This window comes from Nocardia sp. NPDC056541 (genome assembly GCF_042794235.1).
GTDB lineage: Bacteria > Actinomycetota > Actinomycetes > Mycobacteriales > Mycobacteriaceae > Nocardia.
The window spans coordinates 42785-65271 of sequence record NZ_JBHTUD010000008.1 but is presented as its reverse complement, the minus strand read 5'-3'; the positions used below and the strand labels follow the sequence as shown (position 1 = coordinate 65271).

The window sequence follows — 22487 nt, the reverse complement described above, 5'->3', positions numbered from 1 at the left end:
GCGCTGACTCAGCCGACCTGAGCTCGAAGCGCCCCTAACGACCCCCGCTGCACCGCCCCGAACACCCGTCGTGCGTGGACCGCGACCGGGCTGGTCGACCACGGTGCCAGCGTGGTGGTGAACATCAGTTCGCACCAGGACAGAGCGGGGATCTCGCCGGCGGCGAGGGTGGCGATGAGGGAGAGTTCGGTGTCGTGGCCGAGCCAGGCCGCGACCAGCCAGGAGGCATCGAGGCGGCCGAGGAATTCCTCGGCGTCCTCGGGCGGGCCATGGGGGGTGTCGACGGCGAGGTGGACGACGGCGGCGATGGCGTGGCGCATCTTGGCATCCATGCCGATAGCGTCGTGCAGCAGCAGACTTTCCAGTGCCGAGCGCAGTTCCATCGAGGGATCGAGTGCTAGTTCGTGCATGACGAGCCTTTCCTGTGGTTCGGTCTGCTGGTCGAGGCCGCCGGTGATCGCCCGAAGTGCCGGAATCGTCTGTGGCGTTTCCGGATCGACCAGACCGGTCAACGGCTCCGACGACCAGTCGAGCCTGCCGAACGCCTGGCACCAGTCCAGTGCCGGATTGTCGTCGGTGACAACCAGATCCAGTGCGAGCCCGGCCATCGACGCGGTGCAAGCCAGGGTGATGGCGTCGAGCCCCTCTTCGCTGACCGCCAGGTGCAACGTCACCTTCTCGACCCCGGTGTCCTCGCGTGCTCGCCCCGCGAGCCAGATCGCGCGGCCCGCGGCCCCCATCGTGGCCGCTAGTTGGTCGCCGCGCGGATGGTCGGCGTCGGCGTCGATGAACGGGCCGTACCAGATCGCCCTGCCCTCCGCATCGCAGACCGCGAATGTCGCCGAGACACTGTCGCCCGCGGCGGCCAGACTTATATGAGCGTCCAGCCCCTGCTCCGTCACCCTCATCAAAATCCCCATTTTCCGATTCGAGCCGAATATCGGTACGCCCCCTATCCAATCGGCCATGAACACACATGTCCACAGGGCGCGCACAAATATTTGTCCCCGGTGAGGTACATACACTCGCCAGTGAATTCACAGGACCGGCGCTACCCCGGACGGGAGTACCGCATTCAGTCCGCAACCAGGCGAAAACGACCGGATGGCTTGTATGTTTCGACAATGCCCTTCGTACACTCCGATTCTGTGAACGTCCATTTCCGCACCGATGCCGTCCACGGGCCGACGCTGCTGCTGGCCCATGGATTCCTCATGGACGAATCGATGTTCGACGCGATCCGGAAAGTCTTGGCGCACACCGATATCAATGTCGTGGCCTGGGATGCCCGGGGTCACGGCCGCACCGGATACGGCGACGACCCGCGCTTCGACTACTGGGATCTGGCCACCGACGGCCTGCGGGTTCTCGACGCGCTGGGCATCGAGCACGCGATTGTCGGCGGCATGAGCCAGGGCGGATACACCGCATTGCGAATGGCTTTGCTGGCTCCCGAACGCGTGACCGGACTGGCGCTGCTCGATACCGAGGCCGACGCGTGCACCAGGGACGAGGAAACCTATTACGAGAACTTCTTCGACGAATGGTGTGGGGCGGGCCCATTGCGGCCGCTGGCCGAAGACCTCGCACCACGATTGATCGGCGGCACCGACCCGCAGATCTGGCAGACCTGGATCACCCGCTGGCTGGCCGGCGATCGCAGCGCCATTCGCCCGGCGGCGGACTGCCTGATCGGCCGCGATTCGGTCCATGGGCGGCTCGGTGAGATCACCGTGCCCGCGCTCGTGCTGCGTGGCGAGCACGATCACAACAGCACCGCGGACAAGTGCGCGCGGTTGGCCGCCGGGCTGTCGGGGGCGGGCGAGGTACGCACGGTGGCAGGCGCGGGACACGGCTGCGCGCTGACCCATCCCGAGCAGGTCGCCGCGGCGCTGGCCGGACTGGTCACGGCCTGCACCCCGTACGCCGTCGAGTCGGTGGCGGCCGCCGGGATCTAACGGTCGGGACCGCGAACACCCAGGTAGTACTGGATACGGCCGGGGTAGGCGACGGAGTCGAGCCGGAACAGCTGGACGTCGACGGTGTAGTTCTCGCCGGTGTGCAGATCGCACAGCCGCATGGCGGTGTGCTCGCGGCCGTAGACGGTGTCGCCATCGTCCCAGATGCGGCGGAAGTCTCGATACTGCGCCAATTCGTCGAGCAATTCGGTGGCCCAGTCGCCGCCGCCCTGCTGGCCGATCAGACCGCGCAGCCAGTGCACGGTGAGCGTGGACTCCGTCTCCCATTCGACCATTACTTTGCGCGACAACGGGTTGCCGAAGAACCAGCGCAGAATATTGACGTCCTCGACCAGTCCGGGAAACGCGCGATCATAGGATTCGTTGACCGCCAGCACGTTCCAGCGGGTGTCGACGTACGCCGCGAGATCGGGTTCCTGGAGCGCCAATGTTCGGCGCATCTCGGTGCTGATCTCGGCTCGCAGATCCTCGACGGTCGGGTTGTCGACCGGGGCGAGCCCGGCAAGATCGAAAAGATGCCTGCGCTCGATATCGGTCACCGGCGCGATCCGGTCGAGGTAGCGCACGAGCGCCTCGATCACCGCGTGCGTGGGCCTGTCCCGGTCCCCACTCTCCAAATGGGTGATGTAACTGGAGCTGACTCCCGCCGCGAAGGCGAGCTTTTCCCTCGAAATCCGCCGATCGTCGCGAAGTCGCCGCAGCAACCCGCCGAGCGTCGGCGGTTTCGGCGGCCCGTCAGGCCCGTCGAACGATGGCTTCGGTATCACCCCAACCCTCCCTGTCTGCACGGGCTCATCCTGGATGACTATTCAACCTCGAGCCAACCGCCGACCGGAAAAGATGCCGTTTCTTTATATTGGCGCCCCGTCATTTGGGTAGTTACCGGCGGGCAACTGTGTGCGTGGTCACGAAATACGGTGTGCCGAACCGAATTAAAAGGATTCTGATTCGTTCCGTTCAGCAGTGCTATAAGATTCCGCACCGCTCGACCACGACCGTCACGATCCCCACCCCGCCTCCGACCGGACGGCCCCGGTCACCGCGGATCGCCCCGGAAACGCCTCCCGCCGAGCGCGGCGCCCGTAGGGCACCGGTGGATTCAGCCGCCACCGTCGACCGTCCCGAGCACCGCGTCGAGGTGGGCCCGACCCGGCCATAGTTGTGTGTGGCGTCACATCAGCGCTGTTCAGCGGGCACACCGGGTGTGTAAACAAATGTAAACCGCGGGAGAACCAGTCGTTTCCGAAGCATCACCGCCCGCCTGTCGACGCACCCCCCGATCACCGCGTTCGGCCAGCTCGCGGCCCGTTCACCCTGGTGAGCCCTCGATCGCGGGCGTCGTCGCGAACCTCCCCCGTGACCACGACATTGCGCCGACCTCACAGCTCACCGCAGCCCGAATCCGGATGTGAAAAGTTCGTTTTGCCGAAGGAGCCTGCCTCCTTACAGTTTTCCCCAACAGCCCGATTTCACAGCTCGAAGGGGGCGTCGTGGTTAATTCGCGCACGCAAGGTCCGTCGCCCGCCGATTTCGGCGACACATTGCTGAACCTCGGTAAGTATTTCCAGCGGGGCGAGGTATCGCCCGACAACCGGTCCGTCTACAAGGTCGGTGGTCGCGATGCCGACGAGTTCTACCGCGACCGCTGGTCGCACGACAAGGTGGTGCGCTCCACCCACGGCGTGAACTGCACCGGCTCGTGCTCCTGGAAGATCTACGTCAAGGACGGCGTGATCACCTGGGAGTCCCAGCAGACCGACTACCCGTCGGTGGGTTCGGACAAGCCCGAGTACGAGCCGCGCGGCTGCCCGCGCGGCGCCTCCTTCTCCTGGTACACCTACTCTCCGGCCCGCGTGCGCTACCCGTATGTGCGTGGCACGCTGCTCGACCTGTACCGCAAGGCCAAGGCCGAGCTCAAGGACCCGGTGCTGGCGTGGGAGTCCATCGTCGAGGACCCGGCCAAGGCCAAGGCCTACAAGACCGCGCGCGGCAAGGGTGGTTTTGTCCGCGCCGAATGGTGGGAAGCCGCCGAAATCGCGGCCGCCGCGCATGTTTACACGATCAAGCAGTACGGCCCCGACCGGGTGGCCGGCTTCTCGCCGATCCCGGCGATGTCGATGGTCAGCCATGCCACCGGCGCCCGCTTCGTCTCGCTGATCGGCGGCTACATGCTGTCGTTCTACGACTGGTACGCCGACCTGCCGGTGGCCTCGCCGCAGGTCTTCGGTGACCAGACCGACGTGCCGGAGTCGGCCGACTGGTTCGACGCGGGCTACCTCATCATGTGGGGCTCCAACGTCCCGGTGACCCGCACCCCCGACGCGCACTACATGACCGAGGCGCGCTACCGCGGCCAGAAGGTCGTGGTGGTCTCCCCCGACTACGCCGACAACACCAAGTTCGCCGACGAATGGGTGGCCGCGCGGCCCGGTACCGATGCCGCGCTGGCGATGTCGATGGGCCACGTGGTGCTCAAGGAGTTCTTCATCGAGAAGCAGACTCCGATGTTCACCGACTACATCAAGTCCTTCACCGATCTGCCGTACCTGATCTGCCTCGACGAGGCGGCGGATCAGGACGGCGCCCTACCCGGCAAGTTCCTCACCGCCGCCGATCTCGGGCATACCGGCGAAGGCGTCGAACACAAGCCGGTCCTGCTCGACCAGGCGGGCAACCCGGTGGTGCCCAACGGCTCGCTGGGGCACCGCTTCGGCGAGGGCGACGCGGGCAAGTGGAACCTCGACCTCGAGGGTGTCGACCCACTGCTCACGCTGCTCGGTCATTCCGACGACGCACCGGCCACGATCGCGCTGCCGCGTTTCGACACCGACGTCGCCGGGTCGATCATTCGTGGTGTTCCGACGAAAATCGTCGCGGGCAAGCGCGTCACCACGGTCTTCGACCTGCTGCTCGCCCAGTACGGTGTCGGCCGCGACGGTCTGCCGGGCGAGTGGGCGAAGGGTTATGACGACGCCGAGTCGCCGTACACCCCGGCCTGGCAGGAGGCCATCACCGGCGTTCCCGCCGTGCAGGCCGCTCGCATCGGACGCGAATTCGCCGACAACGCCGAACGTTCCGGCGGTCGCTCGATGATCCTGATGGGCGCGGGCACCAACCACTGGTTCCACTCCGATCAGATCTACCGCGCCTTCTTCACCCTGACGCTGCTCACCGGCTGCCAGGGCAAGAACGGCGGCGGCTGGGCCCATTACGTCGGCCAGGAGAAGTGCCGCCCCGTCACCGGCTGGGCCACACTGGCTTCGGCATCGGACTGGCAGCGCCCGCCGCGTCAGATGCAGGGCACCGTGTTCTGGTACCTCACCAACGACCAGTGGCGCTACGACCCGTTCACCTCGGACTCGTTCGCGTCGCCGCTGGGCAAGGGCAAGTTCGCCGGTCGCACCGCGGCCGACAACATCGCCCTGGCGAGTCGTCTCGGCTGGATGCCCAGCTACCCGACGTTCAACCGCAACCCCCTCGACCTCGCCGACGAGGCTGCCGAAGCGGGCAAGACCCCCGCCGAGCACGTCGTCGACGGTTTGAAATCCGGCGACCTGCGCTTCGCCTGTGAGGACCCCGACGCACCGGAGAACTTCCCGCGCGTGCTCACCGTATGGCGCGCGAACCTGCTCGGTTCCTCGGGCAAGGGCAACGAGTACTTCCAGAAGCATCTGCTCGGCTGCGGCTCCAACCTGCAGACCACCGATGCGACCGGGGTGCGCCCGCAGGAACTGGAATGGCGCGAGGAAGGCGCTGAGGGCAAGCTGGATCTGCTGCTCGCACTGGACTTCCGGATGACCAGCACCACGCTGTTCGCCGACATCGTGCTCCCCGCCGCCACCTGGTACGAGAAGCACGACCTGTCCTCGACCGACATGCACCCGTTCGTGCATGCGTTCTCCCCCGCCATCTCCCCGCCGTGGGAGGCCAAGACCGACTTCGAGGCGTTCCACCGGATCGCGCGTGGTTTCTCCTGGCTGGCCGAGAAGCACCTCGGCACCCGCAAGGACATCGTCGCGGTGCCGTTGCAGCACGACTCCCCCGATGCGCTCGCGCAGGCCGGCGGCAAGGTGCTGGACTGGAAAGCCGGTGAGTGCGAACCGATTCCGGGCAAGACCATGCCCAAGATCGTGGAGATCGAACGCGACTACACCAAGATCGCGGAGAAGCTGGCCGCGCTCGGGCCGCTGGTGGAGAAGCTCGGTCTGACGACCAAGGGCGTCACCACCTTCCCCGAGGAAGAAGTGGCGTACCTGGCCGGGCAGAACGGCACCATCGTGTCCGGCATCGCCGCGGGCAGGCCGTCGCTGGCCAAGGACACCCACGCCGCCGAGGCCATCCTGTCGCTGTCGGGCACCACCAACGGCCGCCTGGCCGTCGAAGGGTTCGAGGCGCTCGAACGGCGTACCGGCACCGAACTGGTCGACCTCGCGAAAGAGGCCGAGGGCAAGCGGATCACCTTCGCCGACACCCAGGCTCGCCCGGTGCCGGTGATCACCTCGGCGGAATGGTCGGGCTCGGAATCCGGGGGACGCCGGTACTCGCCGTTCACCATCAACGTCGAGCGGCACAAGCCGTGGCACACCCTCACCGGTCGCCAGCACTTCTACCTCGACCACGACTGGATGATCGAACTCGGCGAGCAACTGCCGATCTTCCGTCCACCGCTCGACATGTCGGCGCTGTTCGCGGAGCCGAGCATCGGCAACGTGAGCGGCAACGGACTGACGGTGCGGTACCTGACCCCGCACTCCAAGTGGTCGATCCACTCCGCCTACCAGGACAACCTGCACATGCTGACGCTCTCGCGCGGCGGTCAGACGATCTGGATGTCGGACGTCGACGCCAAGAAGATCGGGGTGGCCGACAACGATTGGATCGAGGCGATCAACCGCAACGGCGTGGTCGTGGCCCGCGCGATCGTCTCGCACCGCATGCCCGAGGGCACTGTCTTCATGTACCACGCCCAGGACCGCGCGGTCGACGTGCCGCGCATCGAAGGCGCCGAGGACACCACCAAGGAGGCCAAGGGCAAGCGCGGCGGTATCCACAACGCGCTCACCCGGGTGCTGATCAAGCCCTCGCACCTGATCGGCGGCTACGCCCAGCAGTCCTTCGCCCTGAACTACCACGGCCCCACCGGAAACCAGCGTGACGAAGTAACCACGATCCGTCGCCGCAACCAGAACGTGGAGTACTGACATGCGCGTAATGGCACAGCTCGCCATGGTCATGAACCTGGACAAGTGCATCGGCTGCCACACCTGCTCGGTCACCTGCAAGCAGGCGTGGACCAACCGTGGCGGTACCGAGTACGTCTGGTTCAACAATGTGGAAACCCGGCCGGGACAGGGTTATCCGCGCCAGTACGAGGACCAGGAGAAGTGGAAGGGTGGCTGGACGCTCAACAAGCGCGGCAAGCTGACCCTGAAGTCGGGCTCGCGGTTCAAGCGCCTGATGAACATCTTCGCCAACCCGGATCTGCCCACGGTCGCCGACTACTACGAGCCGTGGAGCTACGACTACGACAACCTGCTGTCGTCGCCGCCCATGGACACCACCCCGGTGGCGCGGCCCAAGTCGCTGATCACCGGTGAGGACACCAAGGTCACCTGGGGCGCGAACTGGGACGACGATCTGGGTTCGGGTCCGGAGCAGGTCGCCAAGGACCCCTTGCTCGGCAAGCTCGAGACCAAGGTGAAACTGGAGTTCGAAGAGACCTTCATGTTCTACCTGCCGCGCATCTGCGAGCACTGCCTGAACCCCTCGTGCGCCGCGTCGTGCCCCTCGGGCGCGATCTACAAGCGCGAGGAAGACGGCATCGTGCTCGTCGACCAGGACAAGTGCCGTGGTTGGCGCCAGTGCATCACCGGCTGCCCGTACAAGAAGATCTACTTCAACCACAAGACGGGCAAGGCGGAGAAGTGCACCTTCTGCTACCCGCGCGTGGAGGTCGGCATCCCGACCGTGTGCTCGGAGACCTGCGTCGGGCGGCTGCGCTACATCGGCGTGATGCTCTACGACGCCGACGCGGTGCTCGAAGCGGCCCAGGTCACCGATCCGCAGGACCTCTACACCTCGCAGCTGGGCGTGTTCCTCAACCCGCACGACCCGCGCGTGATCGCCGAAGCCGAGAAGGCCGGGATCTCCCCGGAATGGATTCAGGCCGCCCAGGATTCGCCGGTCTACAAGCTGATCGTGGACTACCAGCTGGCGCTGCCGCTGCATCCGGAATACCGCACCATGCCGATGGTCTGGTACGTGCCGCCGCTGTCGCCGGTGGTGGACGTGCTCAGCGAGACCGGCCACGACGGCGAGGACGCGGGCAACCTGTTCGGCGCCATCGACGCGCTGCGCATCCCGATCGAGTACCTGGCCGAGCTGTTCACCGCCGGTGAGATCGGCCCGGTGCGCTCGTCGCTGCAACGGCTGGCCGGGATGCGGGCGTTCATGCGGTCGGTCAACCTCGGCGAGGAACCCGAGGCCGGTATCGCGCCGTCGATCGGGCTCGAGCCCGAGGAGATCGAGGCCATGTACCGGCTGCTCGCCATCGCCAAGTACGAGCACCGGTACGTGATCCCGATGGGCGCGACATCCAAGGCGCACGAACTGGATTCGCTGGCCACCGGGTGCAGTCTCGACACCGACGGCGGACCGGGCATGACCGCGTTCGACCAGGTCGTCGAGAAGTTCTCGCTCTCCGACACCAATCAGGCCGCGCCGGAGGAGAAGTCGGGCCGGATCAACCTGCTCAACTGGGACGGGCGCAGCACCAGTGGACTCGTGCCGACCACGAACGGCAACGGGGGTACCGGCAACGGCGCCGGTAACGGCAACGGCAGCAACGGCGCTGCCGTCGCCGACTCGCCCGTGAGCGGTGTCGCGCCATGAGTCTGCTCTCCATCCGCAAACGGCCCGAACCGGTGACGGCGATGCCCGAGCACGACCGCAGGGTCGTGTGGCGGCTGGCCGCGCTGCTGCTGGACTACCCGGGCGAGCAGACCTTCGCGATGCTCGACCAATTGTCCGGCGCCGCAGCGCAATTGCCCGACGAGGTGCAGGCGCACTTCGCCGCGCTGCTGGCCTATCTGCGCGATACCCCGGCGATCGAGGTGGCACAGAGCTATGTCGAGACCTTCGACATGCGCCGCCGCGCCAGCCTGCACCTGACGTTCTACGCTTTCGGCGACACCCGCAAACGCGGCATGGCACTGCTGCGGTTCAAGCACGCCTACCGCCAGGCCGGGGTGGAACTCGGCGACGAGGAACTGCCCGACCACCTGCCGGTGCTGCTGGAATTCGCCGCCACCATCGACCCGATCGGCGGCGAACGCCTGCTCGGCGAGCACGTACCGGTCATGGAGCTGCTGCGACTGTCGCTGGGCGACAACAACTCTCCCTACAGCGGCGTCCTCGCCGCGGTGCTCACCACCTTGCCGCCGGTGACCACCGCCGACCGCAGGCGCATCGCCGAACTCGCCGCCCAGGGTCCGCCCGAGGAAGAGGTCGGCCTAGAACCCTTCGCCATGGACCCCGCCCTCTTCGAAGCAACAGAAGGCCGCCGATGAACGCAACCATCCCCCTGCCCGAAGGCCTGTGGCTGATCCTGCCCTATATCGCGGCGACGTCCTTTGTGCTGGGCCATGTCTGGCGCTACCGCTTCGACCAGTTCGGCTGGACCACTCGGTCCTCGCAGATCTATGAGTCCAAGCTGCTGCAACTGGGCAGCCCGCTGTTCCACTTCGGCATGCTCGGGGTGTTCGGCGGGCACGTGATGGGTCTGCTGATTCCCGAATCCTGGACCTCGGCGATCGGCATCTCCGAGCACGCCTACCACATCGTCGCGGTCGGCGCGGGGTCGATCGCGGGCCTGATGGTCGTGCTCGGCGTGGCCATCCTGTGCTACCGCCGCATCGCCATTCCCGCCGTGCGCAAGAACACCAGCCGCAACGACGTCATGATGTACACGCTGCTGACCTTGGCCCTGGTCACCGGGCTGCTCAACACCTGGGGTTCCAACCTGCTGTGGGGCACCTACAACTACCGCACCACGGTCTCCCCCTGGTTCCGCAGCCTGTTCTCGATCAATCCCGAACCGGGTCTGATGGTCGGCGTCCCCTGGACCTTCCAACTCCACGGCCTCGTCGTTCTCGCGCTGATCGCGGCGTGGCCCTACACCCGGCTGGTCCACATGTTCAGCGCCCCCATCGGCTACCTCACCCGCCCCTACATCGTCTACCGCCGCAAGGAAGTGGACACCAAGGACAAGACCCGCTTCGCGAAGGCTTGGGACGCCCCGGTCACACCCGACCGCTGGTAGTTCACAGAGCCCGTGTCACCGGCCCGCCCGCTCTCCACGCAGGCGGGCCGTTTGCCGTTTCGGCCCACTCAGCGGGAGATCCCCCATTGCCCGCAGGACTGTAACGTGTTTCACTTTTGCACATGAGCGATGTCCTCGCACCCGCCACTCTCGGTCCGCTCACCCTGCGTAACCGGGTGATCAAGGCCGCCACCTTCGAGGGGCGGACACCCGACGCACTCGTCACCGACGACCTGGTGGAGTTCCACCGGGAGGTCGCCGAAGGCGGGGTGGGGATGACGACGGTCGCCTACTGCGCGGTCGCGCCGGGCGGGCGAACCGACCGGCATCAGATCTGGATGCGCGACGAGGCGGTACCCGGCCTGCGCAGGCTCACCGATGCGGTGCACGCCGAGGGCGCGGCGGTGAGCGCGCAACTGGGGCACGCCGGACCGGTCGCGAACGCCAAATCGAATCAGGCGCCCGCGCTGGCGCCGAGCCGGATGTTCAATCCGCTCGGGATGCGGTTCACGAAGGTGCCGGACGCGCTCGGGATCGCCGAGGTCGTCGCGGCGCACGCGCGGGCGGCGCGATTCGCGCGCGAGTCCGGGTTCGACGCCGTCGAGGTGCATCTCGGACACAACTATCTGGCGAGCTCGTTCCTGAGTCCGATGCTCAATCGGCGCAAGGACGATTACGGTGGGTCGCTGGTCAACCGGGCGCGGGTGGCCAGGGAACTGGTCAAGGCCGTGCGTGACGCCGTCGGCGACACGATGGCCGTGACGGCCAAGCTCACCATGGAAGACGGTGTGCGCGGCGGGTTCTCGATCGAGGAGTCGCTACAGGTGGCGACCTGGTTGCAGGACGACGGCGCGATCGACGCCCTCGAACTCACCGCGGGCAGCTCCCTGCTCAATCCGATGGCGATCTTCCGCGGTGACGCGCCGCGCAAGAACTTCGCGAAGACGCTGCCGGTGCCGACCCGGTGGGGATTCCAGCTCGTCGGTAAAGGCTTCCTGCGCGAATACCCGTACCGCCCGGCCTATCTCGCCGACAAGGCGCGCCGGTTCCGCGAGGAGCTGACGCTGCCGATCATCCTGCTCGGCGGCATCACCGACCGCCCGACCGCACAGCAGGCCATCGACGACGGTTTCGATTTCGTCGCCATGGGCCGCGCCCTCCTGCGCGAACCGGACCTGATCCGCCGCTGGCACACCGATGCGACGACCCGTTCCCTGTGCACGCACTGCAACGAATGCGTGCCGACCATCTACTCACGCACGGAATGCGTGCTCCGCACCTAGCCCACGACGCGAGCTAGGCGAGGGCTTTGCGCACCGCGTCGAACCAGGCCTGGGTGTCGACGAGGCCCTTCTCGTTGTCCTTGCGGCCACCGACGAAGCCGAACAGGTCGGCGGCGTAGCGGCTCAGGACGGTGCTCTCGTTCTCTTCGAGTTCGGCGAGAACGTCGGCGTCGCCCAGCACATAGGCGACCACAGCCACCTGACCGGCGGGCCATTCGGCGCGGTGGTCGGCCCAGCCGTCGCCGCGCACCGCGCGTGCTTTGGCGAGCAGGTCCTCGCGGAGGGCGTCGCGGTCGGCGTCGGTGGGATGACGCGGTTTACCCCAGGCGATCCGTTTCGCGTCCGACATATCGAGTCCTCTCGCTGATGTGAGGTAGTCCAGCGGCGACGACCGGGTTCGGGTCGACCGCCGCCCGGTCATCAGGTGAGGGTCGCAGATCGGGGCTGGGTCGTCGCGCACCGGGTCAGGATGCGCGACGACCCAGCGGCGAGTACCCGGACGCGCGGCGAGCGCCGGGCGGCGGTCCTACTCCGCGCGCAGGAAGGCTCCCACTCGTTCGGTGCCGAGTACGGGATCCGCTTCGCCCTCGCCGAAGACGTAGCGGCCGTTGACGAAGACCGCGGTGACCGTGCCGTCGTTGCGGTTGACCATGCGCGACAGGTTGCCGAAGATCGCGAGGGGACTCTCCGCGTAGGCGTCCAGGGTTTCGTCGAGGTGGGCGGGGTCGATGACGACCGCGTCGGCGCGATCACCCACGCGCAGGTGGCCGGTGTCCAGGCCGTACCAGTCGGCCAGTTCGCCGGTGAGGCGGTGCACCGCGTGCTCGACCGTCATGAACGGCTTGCCGCTGGTCGCGGCGTCGTTGACGCGACGGAGCAGGCGCAGACCGAAGTTGTAGAAGGCCATATTGCGCAGGTGCGCGCCCGCGTCGGAGAAGCCGAGCTGGACCGACGGGTCGGCGGCCAGGACGTCGGCCACCTCGGGTCGGTGGTTGGAGATGGTGGTGCGCCAGCGCAGCTTGTCGCCGTGTTCGACGACGAGGTCGAGGAACGCGTCGACCGGGTGCAGACCCCCACGGTCGACACCGACCTCACCGAAGGTCTTGCCGATGACGGTCTCGTCGGGGCATTCGACGATGTCGGCGTCGAAGAAGTCGCGGTGCCACGCGCGCGGGCCGTACTTGTTGTCGTAGTCCTTGCGGAAGGTGCGGCGGTACTCCTCGTCCTGCATGAGGTGACGCTGCTCGTCGATGTGGTCGGACAGGTGCAGAGCCGCCGCGCCGGAACCGAACTCCTCGAACACCGGCAGCGAGATGCCGTCGGAGTACACCTCGAACGGCACCGGCAGATGCTGCCAGCGGAAATTGCCGTCGAGCCCGTTGATGATCTTGCCGACGGCCGGGAACATCTTGGACGCGCCCGGCACCGCCTTCACATCGGCCGCCGACAGCAGGCTCACCTTGAGCGCGTTGCGCCACAGACCGATGCTCGACACCGCCATCGACACCAGGCTCTTGGGGTTGGTGATGTCGGGTCCGCCCTGCAACGCGCGACCGCGCTTGCGCAGGATCGTGTTGAGCCGGTGGCGTTCCTTGCTCTTGGCGTAGGTGGACGGCAGCGTCCGCGAACGGCAGGTCTCGCCGTCGAGCTTGTCGAAAAGCAGCTGCTGCGAGGACATTCCGACGAAGCCGACGTCGAGCGCGTCGGTGAGCATGCGCTCGATCTCGGCCAGCTCCGCCTCGGACGGTTTCACGTCCTTGCGGGTGGAGCGGTCCAGCCCCATCACCGCGGCCCGGATATCGGAGTGGCCGATGAAGCCGGCCAGGTTGGGCCCGAGCGGCAACTGTTCGAGCGCGTCGACGTATTCGCCTGCGGTACTCCAGGTCTGGACGTCGTTCATCGCGCCGACCACGTACTGACGCGGGATGGCCTCGACCCTGCCGAACAGGTCGCCCGCGGTCTCGCCGTCGACGTGCACGGTCGAGAGCGAACACGAGCCGAGCAGCACGGTGGTGACGCCGTGCCGCACCGACTCCGACAGCGACGGGTCGAGCAGGACTTCGACGTCGTAGTGGGTGTGGATGTCGATGATGCCGGGGATCACCCATTTGCCGGTCGCGTCGACGACGCGGGAGCACCCGGTCTCGTCGAGCGGGGTCTCCGAGATCTCGGCGATCTTGCCGTCGGTGATGCCGAGGTGACGAACCGCGGACGGGGCGCCGGTGCCGTCGAACCAACGGGCACCCTTGATGATGCTGTCGAACATGGTGTGACCCCTCTTAGATCGCGAGCTCGCGCCTGGTGACTTTACCGGTCGCGTTGCGCGGCAGCGCGTCCGAAGTGATCCGCCACCGGGCGGGCACCTTGAAATAGGCGAGGCGATCGGCGACGAAGGCGCTCAGTTCCGCCGGGTCCACCGCCACTGGTTCGGCGACGACGATCGCCGCCACTTCCTGGCCGAGATCGGGGTGGGCGACGCCGAAGACCGCGCAATCGCTGACGGCCGGATGTTCGACGAGCACGTTCTCGATCTCGGTGGGATACACGTTCTCGCCGCCGCGCAGGATCAGGTCGGTGCGCCTGCCCGACACGGTGAGTCTGCCGTTGTCCATCGTGCCGAAATCACCGGAGCGCAACCAGCGTTGGTCGTCGATCGAGGCCGCTGTCGCCGCGTCGTCGTTCCAGTAGCCGAGCATGACGTAGGGACTGCGGATGCAGATCTCGCCCTCCGCACCCTCGCCGAGCGCGTTGCCCTCGGCGTCGCGGATCTCCACTGCCACCCCGATGATCGGCCTGCCGACCGAGGCGTCGTCCGCGGCCAGGTCCAGCGGGGTGGCGACCGTCGCCGCGGTGCCGCTCTCGGTGAGGCCGTAGCTGGTGGTCAGCGAGAACTGCAGGGCCGGGATCTTCTCGCGCAGGCTGGCGAGCAGCGCGGGCGAGGACGGCGCGGAGTTCAGCGAGAGCGCGCTCAGCGAGGACAGATCGTGCTGGGCCACATCGTGTTCCAGCAGGCGCGACGCCATGGTCGGCACCGCGGCCCAGTTGGTGACCTTCTCGCGCTCGACCAGGCTCAGGACGCGGCCGACCTCGAACGCCCCGTGAGGGAACACCGCCGCCGCACCGGTCAGCAGGCGCGGGATGACGAGGTTGTGCAGGCTGGCGATGTGGAACAGCGGCGCGGTGACCAGGTAGCGGCGATCGCTGGGAGCATCCCCGGGCTCCTGGCCCATGAACGCGGCCATCATGGCGTCGGTGAAACGGTGGTAGTCACTGATCGCCACCATGTTTCGCTGCGAATGAACAACACCCTTGGGCCTGCCGCTGGTCCCGCTGGTGTAGAGGATCACGGCCGGATCGTCTTCGTCGACCGGTGTGCTGGGGATCTCGCCGCCGCCGAACTCGGCGATCAGGGCGGGCAGATCCTCGTCCATGGTCAGGACGGGCAGGTCGGTGCCGGTCTCGGCCAGCAGCGCAGCCCTTTTCGCGTCGGCGACGACGACGGTCGGAGTGGTGTGGCCGAGCCCGTAGGCGATCTCCGGCGGCGCCCACCAGGCGTTGTAGCCGACCGGGATCGCGCCGAGACACTGCGCGGCCCAGAACGCGATCACCCAGTCCGGGCCGTTGGCGGCCAGGATGCCCACGCGATCGCCCTTGCCGACGCCGTACCTGGCGGCCAGGGCGGTGGCCAGCGCGCCCGCGGCCGCGGCGTGCTCGGTGAAGGAGATCCGGCGGTCCTCGGTGACGAGGTAGTCGCGCTCGCCCCACTTGCGCGAGTGCTCCAAGAGTTCGCGCAGGTTGGCACGGCGATGGGCGAGGACCGGAATCGGCACGCCGAGAACGGGTTCGACGGTCATCTCGAACGGCGCGCCCGGCGCGGTCAGGCCCGCAGCCACCTTGGCCACGAATTCCTGTGGGTCTACAGCGTTGGTCATGTTCTTCTCCATCAAGGAATGAGGACGGCGCGGCCGCGGATCGCGCCGGAGTCGAGTCGGTCGAAGGCGGTGCGGGCATCGGCCAGGTCGAACCGCTCGACCTGGGCGCGGAGCTTGCCCGCGGCGGCCAAGGCCACAGAATCTATGAGGTCGGACCTGGTGCCGCCGTAGGACTTTCGTACCGTGGCACCCCAGGGCAGACCGGGTCCGCCCGCCGGGCCCGAGTCGATGCCGGTGGCGCCGCCGCCGAGACCCACCAGCCGGACAGCACCGTTGGGGGCTACGGATTCGACGGCGACCTTGACGGTGGGGTCGGCGCCGACGAAATCGAACACCGCCTCCGCACCGCGTCCGCCGGTGAGCTCCAAGATCGTGGCCGCGGTGTTCTCGTCGGCCTTGAGCACGATGTCGGCGCCGCATTCGGTGGCCAGGGCGAGCTTGTCGGCGTCCACGTCGACGGCGATCACAGTGGTTTCGGTGAGTGCCTTCAACAACTGCACCGCCACGTGACCCAGTCCACCGATCCCGATGGCGACCGCGGTGGCGCCGGGCCACAGCTGGTCCATGGCGCCGCGAATGGCGTGCATCGGCGTCAGGGCCGCGTCAGCGAGCGGCGCGGCGTGCGCGAAGTCGAGTTCGTCGGCGATCGGCACGAACGAGCGCACCGGGATGCGGACGTATTCGGCCATGCCCCCGTCGGGGCCGAGGCCGGGGCACGGCGGCATCGCGGTGCGACCGGCGGCCAGGCAGACATTCTCGTTGCCGCGCAGGCACTCCCGGCATTCGCCGCACGACCAGCACAGGTACACGATCCCGCGTTCGCCGACGCTGCGACCTTCCACCCCCGAGCCGACCGCCTCGATGGTGCCCGCGATCTCGTGGCCCAACGTCAAGGGCTTCTCGCTCATCGGGAACGGCAGGCTCAGCACAAACGAATCCGAATGGCAGATCCCCGCCGCGCCGACCCGCAGCAGCAGATCGCCGGGGCCGAGTTCGGGTACGGGCACCGTCCGTAGCTCGAGAGTGCCCGGCGCCGTCAACTGCATCGCGCGCATGGTCATCGGGCGTCTCCTACCGCGTCGAAGGTGGCCTTCAGATAGCTGTCGCACCGATCGGAACCGATCAGTCCGGTCGCCATGCGATTCATGGTGTAGGCGAAGGTGATTCGGCGATCCAGGTCGTTGACGACCATCGAGCCGCCGTACCCGGCCCACCAGCAGACCCGCCCGTCGGGGATGTGCGGGAACGTCTCCGGTCGTGGCAGCCCGTAGCCGATGCCGAAACGCAGCGGAGCCAGCAGCGCCAGGTCGATGCCGTCGGCCTGCTCGCGGAAGATCAGCTCGATCGTCGCCGGCGAGAGGAACTGCCTGCCGCTCAGCTCGCCGCCGTTGGCGATCAGCGACTGGATGCGGGCCACCGAGCGCGCGTTGCCGTGCCCGTTGGTGCCGCCGATCTCGGCCTCTCGCCAGGCCGGCGTGGCGGTTTCGGAAACCTCGAGCCAGGGGCTGGTGAGCGTCTTGATCAGGACACTGTCCTGATCGAGGATCGACAGGTCGAAGTCCGGCAGCTCCGGCGGGACCAGGGTGGCGATCCGGTCGGCGTGCTCGGGACCGGTGCCGATGTGGAAATCGGCGCCCAAGGGCCCGGCCAGCTCGTCGGCGAAGAACGTGCCGAGCGAACGACCGGTGATGCGGCGCACGAGTTCGCCGACGAGATGGCCGTAGTTGATGGCGTGATAGCCCGAGGCGGTGCCCGGCTCCCACCAGGGCGCCTGCGTCGCCAGCCGGGCGGCGGCGGCATCGGTGTCGTAGATGTCGGGCAGCTCGATCGGCTTGTCCCAGCCCGAGACACCGGAGGTGTGCGAGAGCAGGTGGCGAACTTCGATGTCGGCCTTACCGTTCGCCGCGAATTCGGGCCAGTAGTGGGCCACCCGCTGGTCGACATCGAGTTCACCACGGTCGACCAGCAGCAAGGCGCACAGCGCCGTCATCGTCTTGGTGACCGAGAAGACGTTCACCAGAGTGTCGGCCGCCCACGCGGTGGTCTGCTCCGGGTCGGCGTAGCCACCCCACAGATCGAGCACCGGATCGCCGTCGACGGTAACGCACAGGGCGGCGCCCAGTTCGGCGCCGGAGGCGAGGTGTTCATCGAAGGCCGCACGCACACCGGCGAATTCGTCACGACAGAAGCCCGAAGAAGTGCTCATCGCGCCACCTCGGCGGTCACCCGAGCGGGCACCGGCAACGTATTGCCCGCGGCGGCGGCACGTTTCGCGCCGCGCTCGAGCTCCTTGGTCATCGAGCGCACGTACGGCTCGAATTCGGTCTGGATGGTGTGGCGGGGCGAATCGTAATAACGTCCGGCGCGTTTGGCCTCCTGCGCGCCGAGCACCTCGTCGATCTGCTCGCGCGGGGGCAGGTGATAGCGGCCGGTCAGGTAAGCCGCCACCAGCTTGCTCTGCTGCTCGGCGAAGTTCACCAGCGTCGGCATCGGCTGGGCCAGACCGAGATAGAACAGGTTGTCCACGCCGGGCTTCATCATCATCTGGTACAGCGGGAACCGATTGGCCGCATCGGGCACCAACTCGGCGTCGGCGAAGAACGGAAAACTGATGTGGTAGCCGGTGGCACACACGATCACGTCGACCTGCTCGGTGGTGCCGTCGGCAAAATACACGGTGTCGCCGTCCAATCGGGTGATCGCGGGCTTGCACTCCACGTCACCGCAGCCGGCCCGGTGCAGGAATTCCTCACTCGCCGACGGATGCGCCTCGAACGGCTCGTGATCCGGCGTCGGCAGTCCATAGGTCGACATCTCGCCGCGGTTCTTGCGCACGAAGCGCTGTTTGAGCTTGAGCGCGATCTTGTCGGGAATCCACGCGGGCATCGACGCACGGTCGCCCACTTGCCCGTTGACGTACTTGGGCAGCACCCACACGCCGCGACGGGCGGAGACGAACAGCTTCGAGGCGATGAATCGCTGGGACAGTTCCGAGGCGATATCGAGCCCGGAGTTGCCCATGCCCACCACGACGATCCGCTTGCCGCGCATGTCGATCGGGTCGAACGGGTCGTTGTAGGCGTGGCTGTGCATGAGCACGCCGTCGAATTCGCCGGGGTAGTCCGGGAATCGGGGGTTCCAGTGGTGGCCGTTGCACACGATCAGCGCGTCGTAGATTTCGGTGTCGCCCGCCGCTGTCGTGACCCGCCACAGGCCCGCGTCGTCACGCTCGGCCGAGGTGACCAGGCTGTTGAACCGAATACTGTCGCGCAGGCCGAAGTGGTCGACGTAGTCCTTGAAGTACTGCAGCAGCTGCGAGTGATGCGGGAAGTGTGGCCAATCCGCCGGGGCCGGGAAGTCCTCGAACTGCAGGCGGTACTTCGAGGTATCGATGTGCAGGCTCTGATAGCACGCCGACATGCCGTTGGGATTCTTGAAGTACCAGTTGCCACCGACCTCGTCGGACGCCTCGTAGCAGTCGAACGGAATTCCGTTCTCGGCAAGCCGTTTGGCGGCGGTGATACCCGAAGGTCCGGCGCCGATGACGCAGACCTTGGGTAATTCGCGTGTATCCATGCACAACTCCTCCAGCGGCCTCGGTCATCGATGACCATGCCGTGACGTGGACCACAGGATAACGTCTCACTAGACATCATGTCCAGTGAATGGGCTGATCGTCTAAGATGACCTCATGACGACCGAACCCGCCCGCCGTGGCTCGCTCCGCGAGGAACAGAAGCGCCTGACGAAGGCCCGGATCGTCGAGACCGCACGCACCCTGTTCGAGACGCAGGGCTACTCCGATGTCCGCGTCGACGACATCGCCGCCGCCGTCGGCTGCAGCCGGGCGACCTTCTACCTGCACTTCACGAGCAAAGGCGAGGTGCTGCGCGCCATCGCCCAGGAAGGCACCCTCGCCAGCGTCCGGGATTTCTACGCCGACCTGGACCGGGTACTCACCATCGGCTCCCGAGAGTCGTTCGCGGACTGGATGACTCGCGCGATCGACTGGTTCTTCACGAACAAGGACATGCTCCCGGCCTGGGACGAAGCCACCGCGCTCGAACCGGAATTCCGCGCGGTGGCGCGCGAGGGCATCATGACCCTGGCCGACACCATGCCCGCCTATCTCGCCCGCTGGCCCGAGCACCGCCGCGACGAGGCCCGGCTGCGGATCGAACTGCTCGTCGCCCAGCTCGAGCGGTTCTTCACCCGCTGGGCGATGCAGGGCACCATCGACGTCTCGGCCACGCAGGCCGCGGCGGTGCTCACCGATGTCTGGTTTCCGGCCCTCCAGGCGCCGGACTGAGATCAGAGCAGGCCGAGCACGCGAGCCTGGGCGATCGCTTCGGCGCGCGCGTTCACCGCGAGCTTCTGGTAGATGCCGCGCAGGTGCGTTTTGACGGTGTTCACCGAGACGCCGAGGTCGGTGGCGATATTGCCCGCGGTCATGCCAGAGGGAAGTTGGCGCAGCACCACCAGTTCGGTGTCGGTGAGCTGCGGTGCGCCCGCGGTGGCGCCGCGGTGGGCACGGATCCGGTCCACGAGCGCCGCGTACTGGCCGAAGCGCGCGCCGATCCGGGCGAGCAGTTCGGCCGCCTCCGGCACGTCGAGGAACGGGCGCGTCAGTTGTTCGGCCGCCGCCTGCGCGAGAGCCTGTTCGCAGGCATCGTCGACCTTGCGGGGACGATCGAGGCGGTCGGCGGCGACCGCGACCAGCAGCCATGCCGCGACCAGCGAGCGCGAGGAACAGCGCGGGGTGGCGAGCAGGGGTTCCAGCACCGTCAGCACGACGGCCGGGCGATGGGCGTAGAGCGCCAGTCCCGCTTCGGCGACAGCCATCTCGGGAGTCCGGCCGAGCACGCGCGTTGCGTGGTCGACCAACTGCTGCGCGTCGGCCCTGGCCTGCACGCGCAGCAGCAGCCACAGCACGTCGGTGACCAGTTCACCGGTGCCGTACAGCGTCGGCGATTCGTCGAGCAGGCGGTGCAGTTGCTTGGCGAGTGCGACCCCGGCGGCCGACCGATCCGCGGCGTCGGCGAACATCAGCACCCCGGTCATGATCGCCACCTGACGCACCGGCGCGGGCACCACGGTCTCGTCGGCCGCGACCCAGGGCAGACCCGGCAGCGGCCGCTCGAAATCCGCGCCCTGCTGGTAGGCGCCGTAGGCCGCGAGCACCCTGGCCGGAGCGGCATCGGCCGAGCCTGCCAGTTCGTAGCGTTCGGCGCAGTCGATCGCCTGGACCGCCAGCGCGCGTAATTCACCGAGCCGGCCCGCCATCCCGGCCGCCCCGGCCGTCGCGGTTCTGGCACGGACCGCGACGCGACCCAGTCCGGCCTGCTCGGAGTGCACGATCGCGTGGCGCACAGACGCCGCGCCGCTGTCGATCTCGCCCCCGTAGATCTCGGCGATGCCGCAGTGCAGCGCGGCGTAGCAGTCGAGGTCGGGCTGACCGGTCACCGGCGGCAGCGGCCAGCGCATCGAGGACGAATCACCCACCAGGACAGCCACTCCCGCGCTCACAGCGCGGTCGAGAGCTGCCACCCACTCGGCGGGCACCACCGGCGCGGCCGATTCGGGGCCCACATGGGCGGCTTCGAGATAGACCTCCGCGGCGGCGATATCGCCCGACTCCACCGCGACGGCCGCGCGCAGCAGGCGAACGAAAGTGTCGTGTTCGGGGAGGTTTTCGAGGGCGGCGAGCAGGGCGTGACCCGTGCCGTCCAAGACCATGCGCAACCCCCAGTCGCGCAGGAAGGGCACCAGCCCGGGGGTGCCGGGCTCGGCCAGGACATGGCCGAGCGCGGGCCCCGGCATCGCGGCCGCGGTGAACCAGGCCGCCACCCGGCGATGACAGTCGGGCAGGCGCTCCGGCCTGGTGTACGCGGCCTCGGCGAGCAGGTAGGCGCGCAGGAGCGGATGGTAGGTGTGCCAGAGTTCGCCCGCGTGGGCGACGGTGTGCAGCGGGAAGTTCGCGCGCAGCAGTTCGTCGAGGATGCGGGCGGCGTCGTCACCGACCAGATCCTCGGCCATCGGCAGGCAGAATTGCTCGGGAACCGCGGTGGCGAGCAGGAATTCGAGCGTGGGCGCGGGCAGGGCGGCGAGCAGTTCGGCGACCAGGAAGTCGGCGACGGCGTGTGAAGGGCGGGCCAGCGCGGCGAGGGCGGTGTCGCGGTCGGTGCCGCCGGCCGACAGGCAGATCGCCGCGATGCGGACCAGCGCGGCCCAGCCACGGGTCAGGTTCTGGACCACGGCGAGTTCGGCGTCGTCGAGCCGGCACCCGTGCTGGGCGAGCAGTTGAGCGACCCGATCCGGGGACAACGCGAGTTCGGGCACTCCGATCCGGGTGAGCCTGCCCGCCAGGTCGAGGGCGTGCCACCGCAGCGGCGGGTCGAATCGGCTCGCGATCACCGCGGTGACCTGGCCGGGCAGGTGTGTGAGCAGGTATTCGAGGCCGGCGAGTTGCAGCGGGTCGGTGAGCAGGTGGGCGTTGTCGATCACCAGCACGGTCGGCTCGACGCCGGCCAGCGCGGCGACGAGGTCCACGGCGCGGTCCATCGGCGTGTGCAGCATCCCGGTCGGGACGAAATCCGCGATCGGCTCGAGTGTTCGGGCGATGTCGGTCAGCAGATCGGATCCGTGCTGTTCGGCGACGGTGGACCACGCGACGCGTGCCGAACACCGCCGGCGCACCCAGTCGACCAGCACGACGGTTTTCCCACTGCCCGCGGGCCCGCACAGCAGCACCGTCTGCCCGGCGGCGGCCTGCGCCCGATCCAGGCGCGCGAACGCCTCGTTGCATCGAACCGGGGCGAAGGACAGCTCGGGGAGACCGGCAGGCCGACCCGACACAGCTATCACCGAGCCGCCACCGTGAAAGTCCAGAGAACCCGACGACGAAGCCATCTTCACCCTCCTGAACACGCTGTTCACCGCGCGGCGGCCGACCTCCGCCGAGATCGACGGTAGG

At 67.7% G+C, this 22487-nt stretch carries 16 protein-coding genes; 7 read left to right on the top strand and 9 right to left on the bottom strand.

The annotated features are described in order from the left end of the window. Positions 1-8: 8 nt before the first annotated feature. Entirely contained in the window at positions 9-908 is a 900-nt protein-coding gene (locus tag ACFQ9R_RS15695) for a hypothetical protein (protein WP_378991309.1), read from the bottom strand. Positions 909-1148: 240 nt separating this feature from the next. Here ACFQ9R_RS15695 and ACFQ9R_RS15690 point away from each other — a divergent pair, with 240 nt between their 5' ends. Next, positions 1149-1958 carry an alpha/beta fold hydrolase gene (locus tag ACFQ9R_RS15690; protein WP_378991308.1) on the top strand — a complete coding sequence of 270 codons (810 nt, stop codon included), beginning with the start codon at positions 1149-1151 and terminating at the stop codon, positions 1956-1958. Here ACFQ9R_RS15690 and ACFQ9R_RS15685 read toward each other — a convergent pair. Beyond that, positions 1955-2746 carry a helix-turn-helix transcriptional regulator gene (locus tag ACFQ9R_RS15685; RefSeq protein WP_378991307.1) on the bottom strand — a complete coding sequence of 264 codons (792 nt, stop codon included), beginning with the start codon at positions 2744-2746 and terminating at the stop codon, positions 1955-1957. The two genes, ACFQ9R_RS15690 and ACFQ9R_RS15685, sit on opposite strands and share 4 nt — an antisense overlap. 723 nt (positions 2747-3469) lie before the next feature. On the opposite strand from ACFQ9R_RS15685, the gene ACFQ9R_RS15680 reads away from it, so the two are divergent. The 5 genes from ACFQ9R_RS15680 to ACFQ9R_RS15660 all read left to right on the top strand — a co-directional run bounded on the left by ACFQ9R_RS15680 (position 3470) and on the right by ACFQ9R_RS15660 (position 11582). Then, positions 3470-7180 carry a nitrate reductase subunit alpha gene (locus ACFQ9R_RS15680; protein WP_378991306.1) on the top strand — a complete coding sequence of 1237 codons (3711 nt, stop codon included), beginning with the start codon at positions 3470-3472 and terminating at the stop codon, positions 7178-7180. A 10-nt stretch (positions 7181-7190) separates the two neighbouring features. Further along, on the top strand, positions 7191-8870 hold the full coding sequence (gene narH / locus ACFQ9R_RS15675; RefSeq protein ID WP_378991622.1) for a nitrate reductase subunit beta: 1680 nt from the start codon (positions 7191-7193) through the stop codon (positions 8868-8870). Next, on the top strand, positions 8867-9547 hold the full coding sequence (gene narJ, locus ACFQ9R_RS15670; protein ID WP_378991305.1) for a nitrate reductase molybdenum cofactor assembly chaperone: 681 nt from the start codon (positions 8867-8869) through the stop codon (positions 9545-9547). The genes narH and narJ overlap by 4 nt, the downstream gene beginning before the upstream one ends. After that, positions 9544-10299, top strand: coding sequence for a respiratory nitrate reductase subunit gamma (gene narI / locus ACFQ9R_RS15665; protein ID WP_378991304.1), 756 nt, complete (start codon positions 9544-9546; stop codon positions 10297-10299). Before narJ ends, narI begins: the two co-directional genes overlap by 4 nt. Positions 10300-10421: 122 nt before the next feature. Then, positions 10422-11582, top strand: coding sequence for an NADH:flavin oxidoreductase (locus tag ACFQ9R_RS15660; protein ID WP_378632789.1), 1161 nt, complete (start codon positions 10422-10424; stop codon positions 11580-11582). A 13-nt stretch (positions 11583-11595) separates the two neighbouring features. Here the strand turns inward: ACFQ9R_RS15660 and ACFQ9R_RS15655 are convergent, their stop codons facing one another. The 6 genes from ACFQ9R_RS15655 to ACFQ9R_RS15630 all read right to left on the bottom strand — a co-directional run bounded on the left by ACFQ9R_RS15655 (position 11596) and on the right by ACFQ9R_RS15630 (position 19090). Then, the gene (locus ACFQ9R_RS15655; protein ID WP_378991303.1) at positions 11596-11931 is read right to left on the bottom strand and encodes a hypothetical protein; all 336 of its coding nucleotides are present in this window, start codon (positions 11929-11931) and stop codon (positions 11596-11598) included. 177 nt (positions 11932-12108) lie between these two features. After that, the gene (locus ACFQ9R_RS15650; protein ID WP_378991301.1) at positions 12109-13848 is read right to left on the bottom strand and encodes an amidohydrolase family protein; all 1740 of its coding nucleotides are present in this window, start codon (positions 13846-13848) and stop codon (positions 12109-12111) included. A 13-nt stretch (positions 13849-13861) separates the two neighbouring features. Further along, positions 13862-15514 (bottom strand): class I adenylate-forming enzyme family protein, encoded by a 1653-nt coding sequence (locus ACFQ9R_RS15645; RefSeq protein ID WP_378991299.1) that lies wholly within the window; start codon positions 15512-15514, stop codon positions 13862-13864. Positions 15515-15525: 11 nt separating this feature from the next. After that, positions 15526-16569 carry an NAD(P)-dependent alcohol dehydrogenase gene (locus tag ACFQ9R_RS15640; protein WP_378991621.1) on the bottom strand — a complete coding sequence of 348 codons (1044 nt, stop codon included), beginning with the start codon at positions 16567-16569 and terminating at the stop codon, positions 15526-15528. Positions 16570-16571: 2 nt separating this feature from the next. After that, positions 16572-17720, bottom strand: a complete 1149-nt coding sequence (locus tag ACFQ9R_RS15635) for a serine hydrolase domain-containing protein (protein WP_378991298.1) — start codon at positions 17718-17720, stop codon at positions 16572-16574. Next, on the bottom strand, positions 17717-19090 hold the full coding sequence (locus tag ACFQ9R_RS15630) for a flavin-containing monooxygenase (protein ID WP_378991297.1): 1374 nt from the start codon (positions 19088-19090) through the stop codon (positions 17717-17719). Before ACFQ9R_RS15630 ends, ACFQ9R_RS15635 begins: the two co-directional genes overlap by 4 nt. 115 nt (positions 19091-19205) lie before the next feature. Here ACFQ9R_RS15630 and ACFQ9R_RS15625 point away from each other — a divergent pair, with 115 nt between their 5' ends. After that, positions 19206-19823, top strand: coding sequence for a TetR/AcrR family transcriptional regulator (locus ACFQ9R_RS15625; protein ID WP_378704287.1), 618 nt, complete (start codon positions 19206-19208; stop codon positions 19821-19823). Positions 19824-19825: 2 nt separating this feature from the next. Here ACFQ9R_RS15625 and ACFQ9R_RS15620 read toward each other — a convergent pair whose 3' ends face one another. Continuing rightward, on the bottom strand, positions 19826-22423 hold the full coding sequence (locus ACFQ9R_RS15620) for a LuxR C-terminal-related transcriptional regulator (protein ID WP_378991296.1): 2598 nt from the start codon (positions 22421-22423) through the stop codon (positions 19826-19828). Positions 22424-22487: the final 64 nt, after the last annotated feature.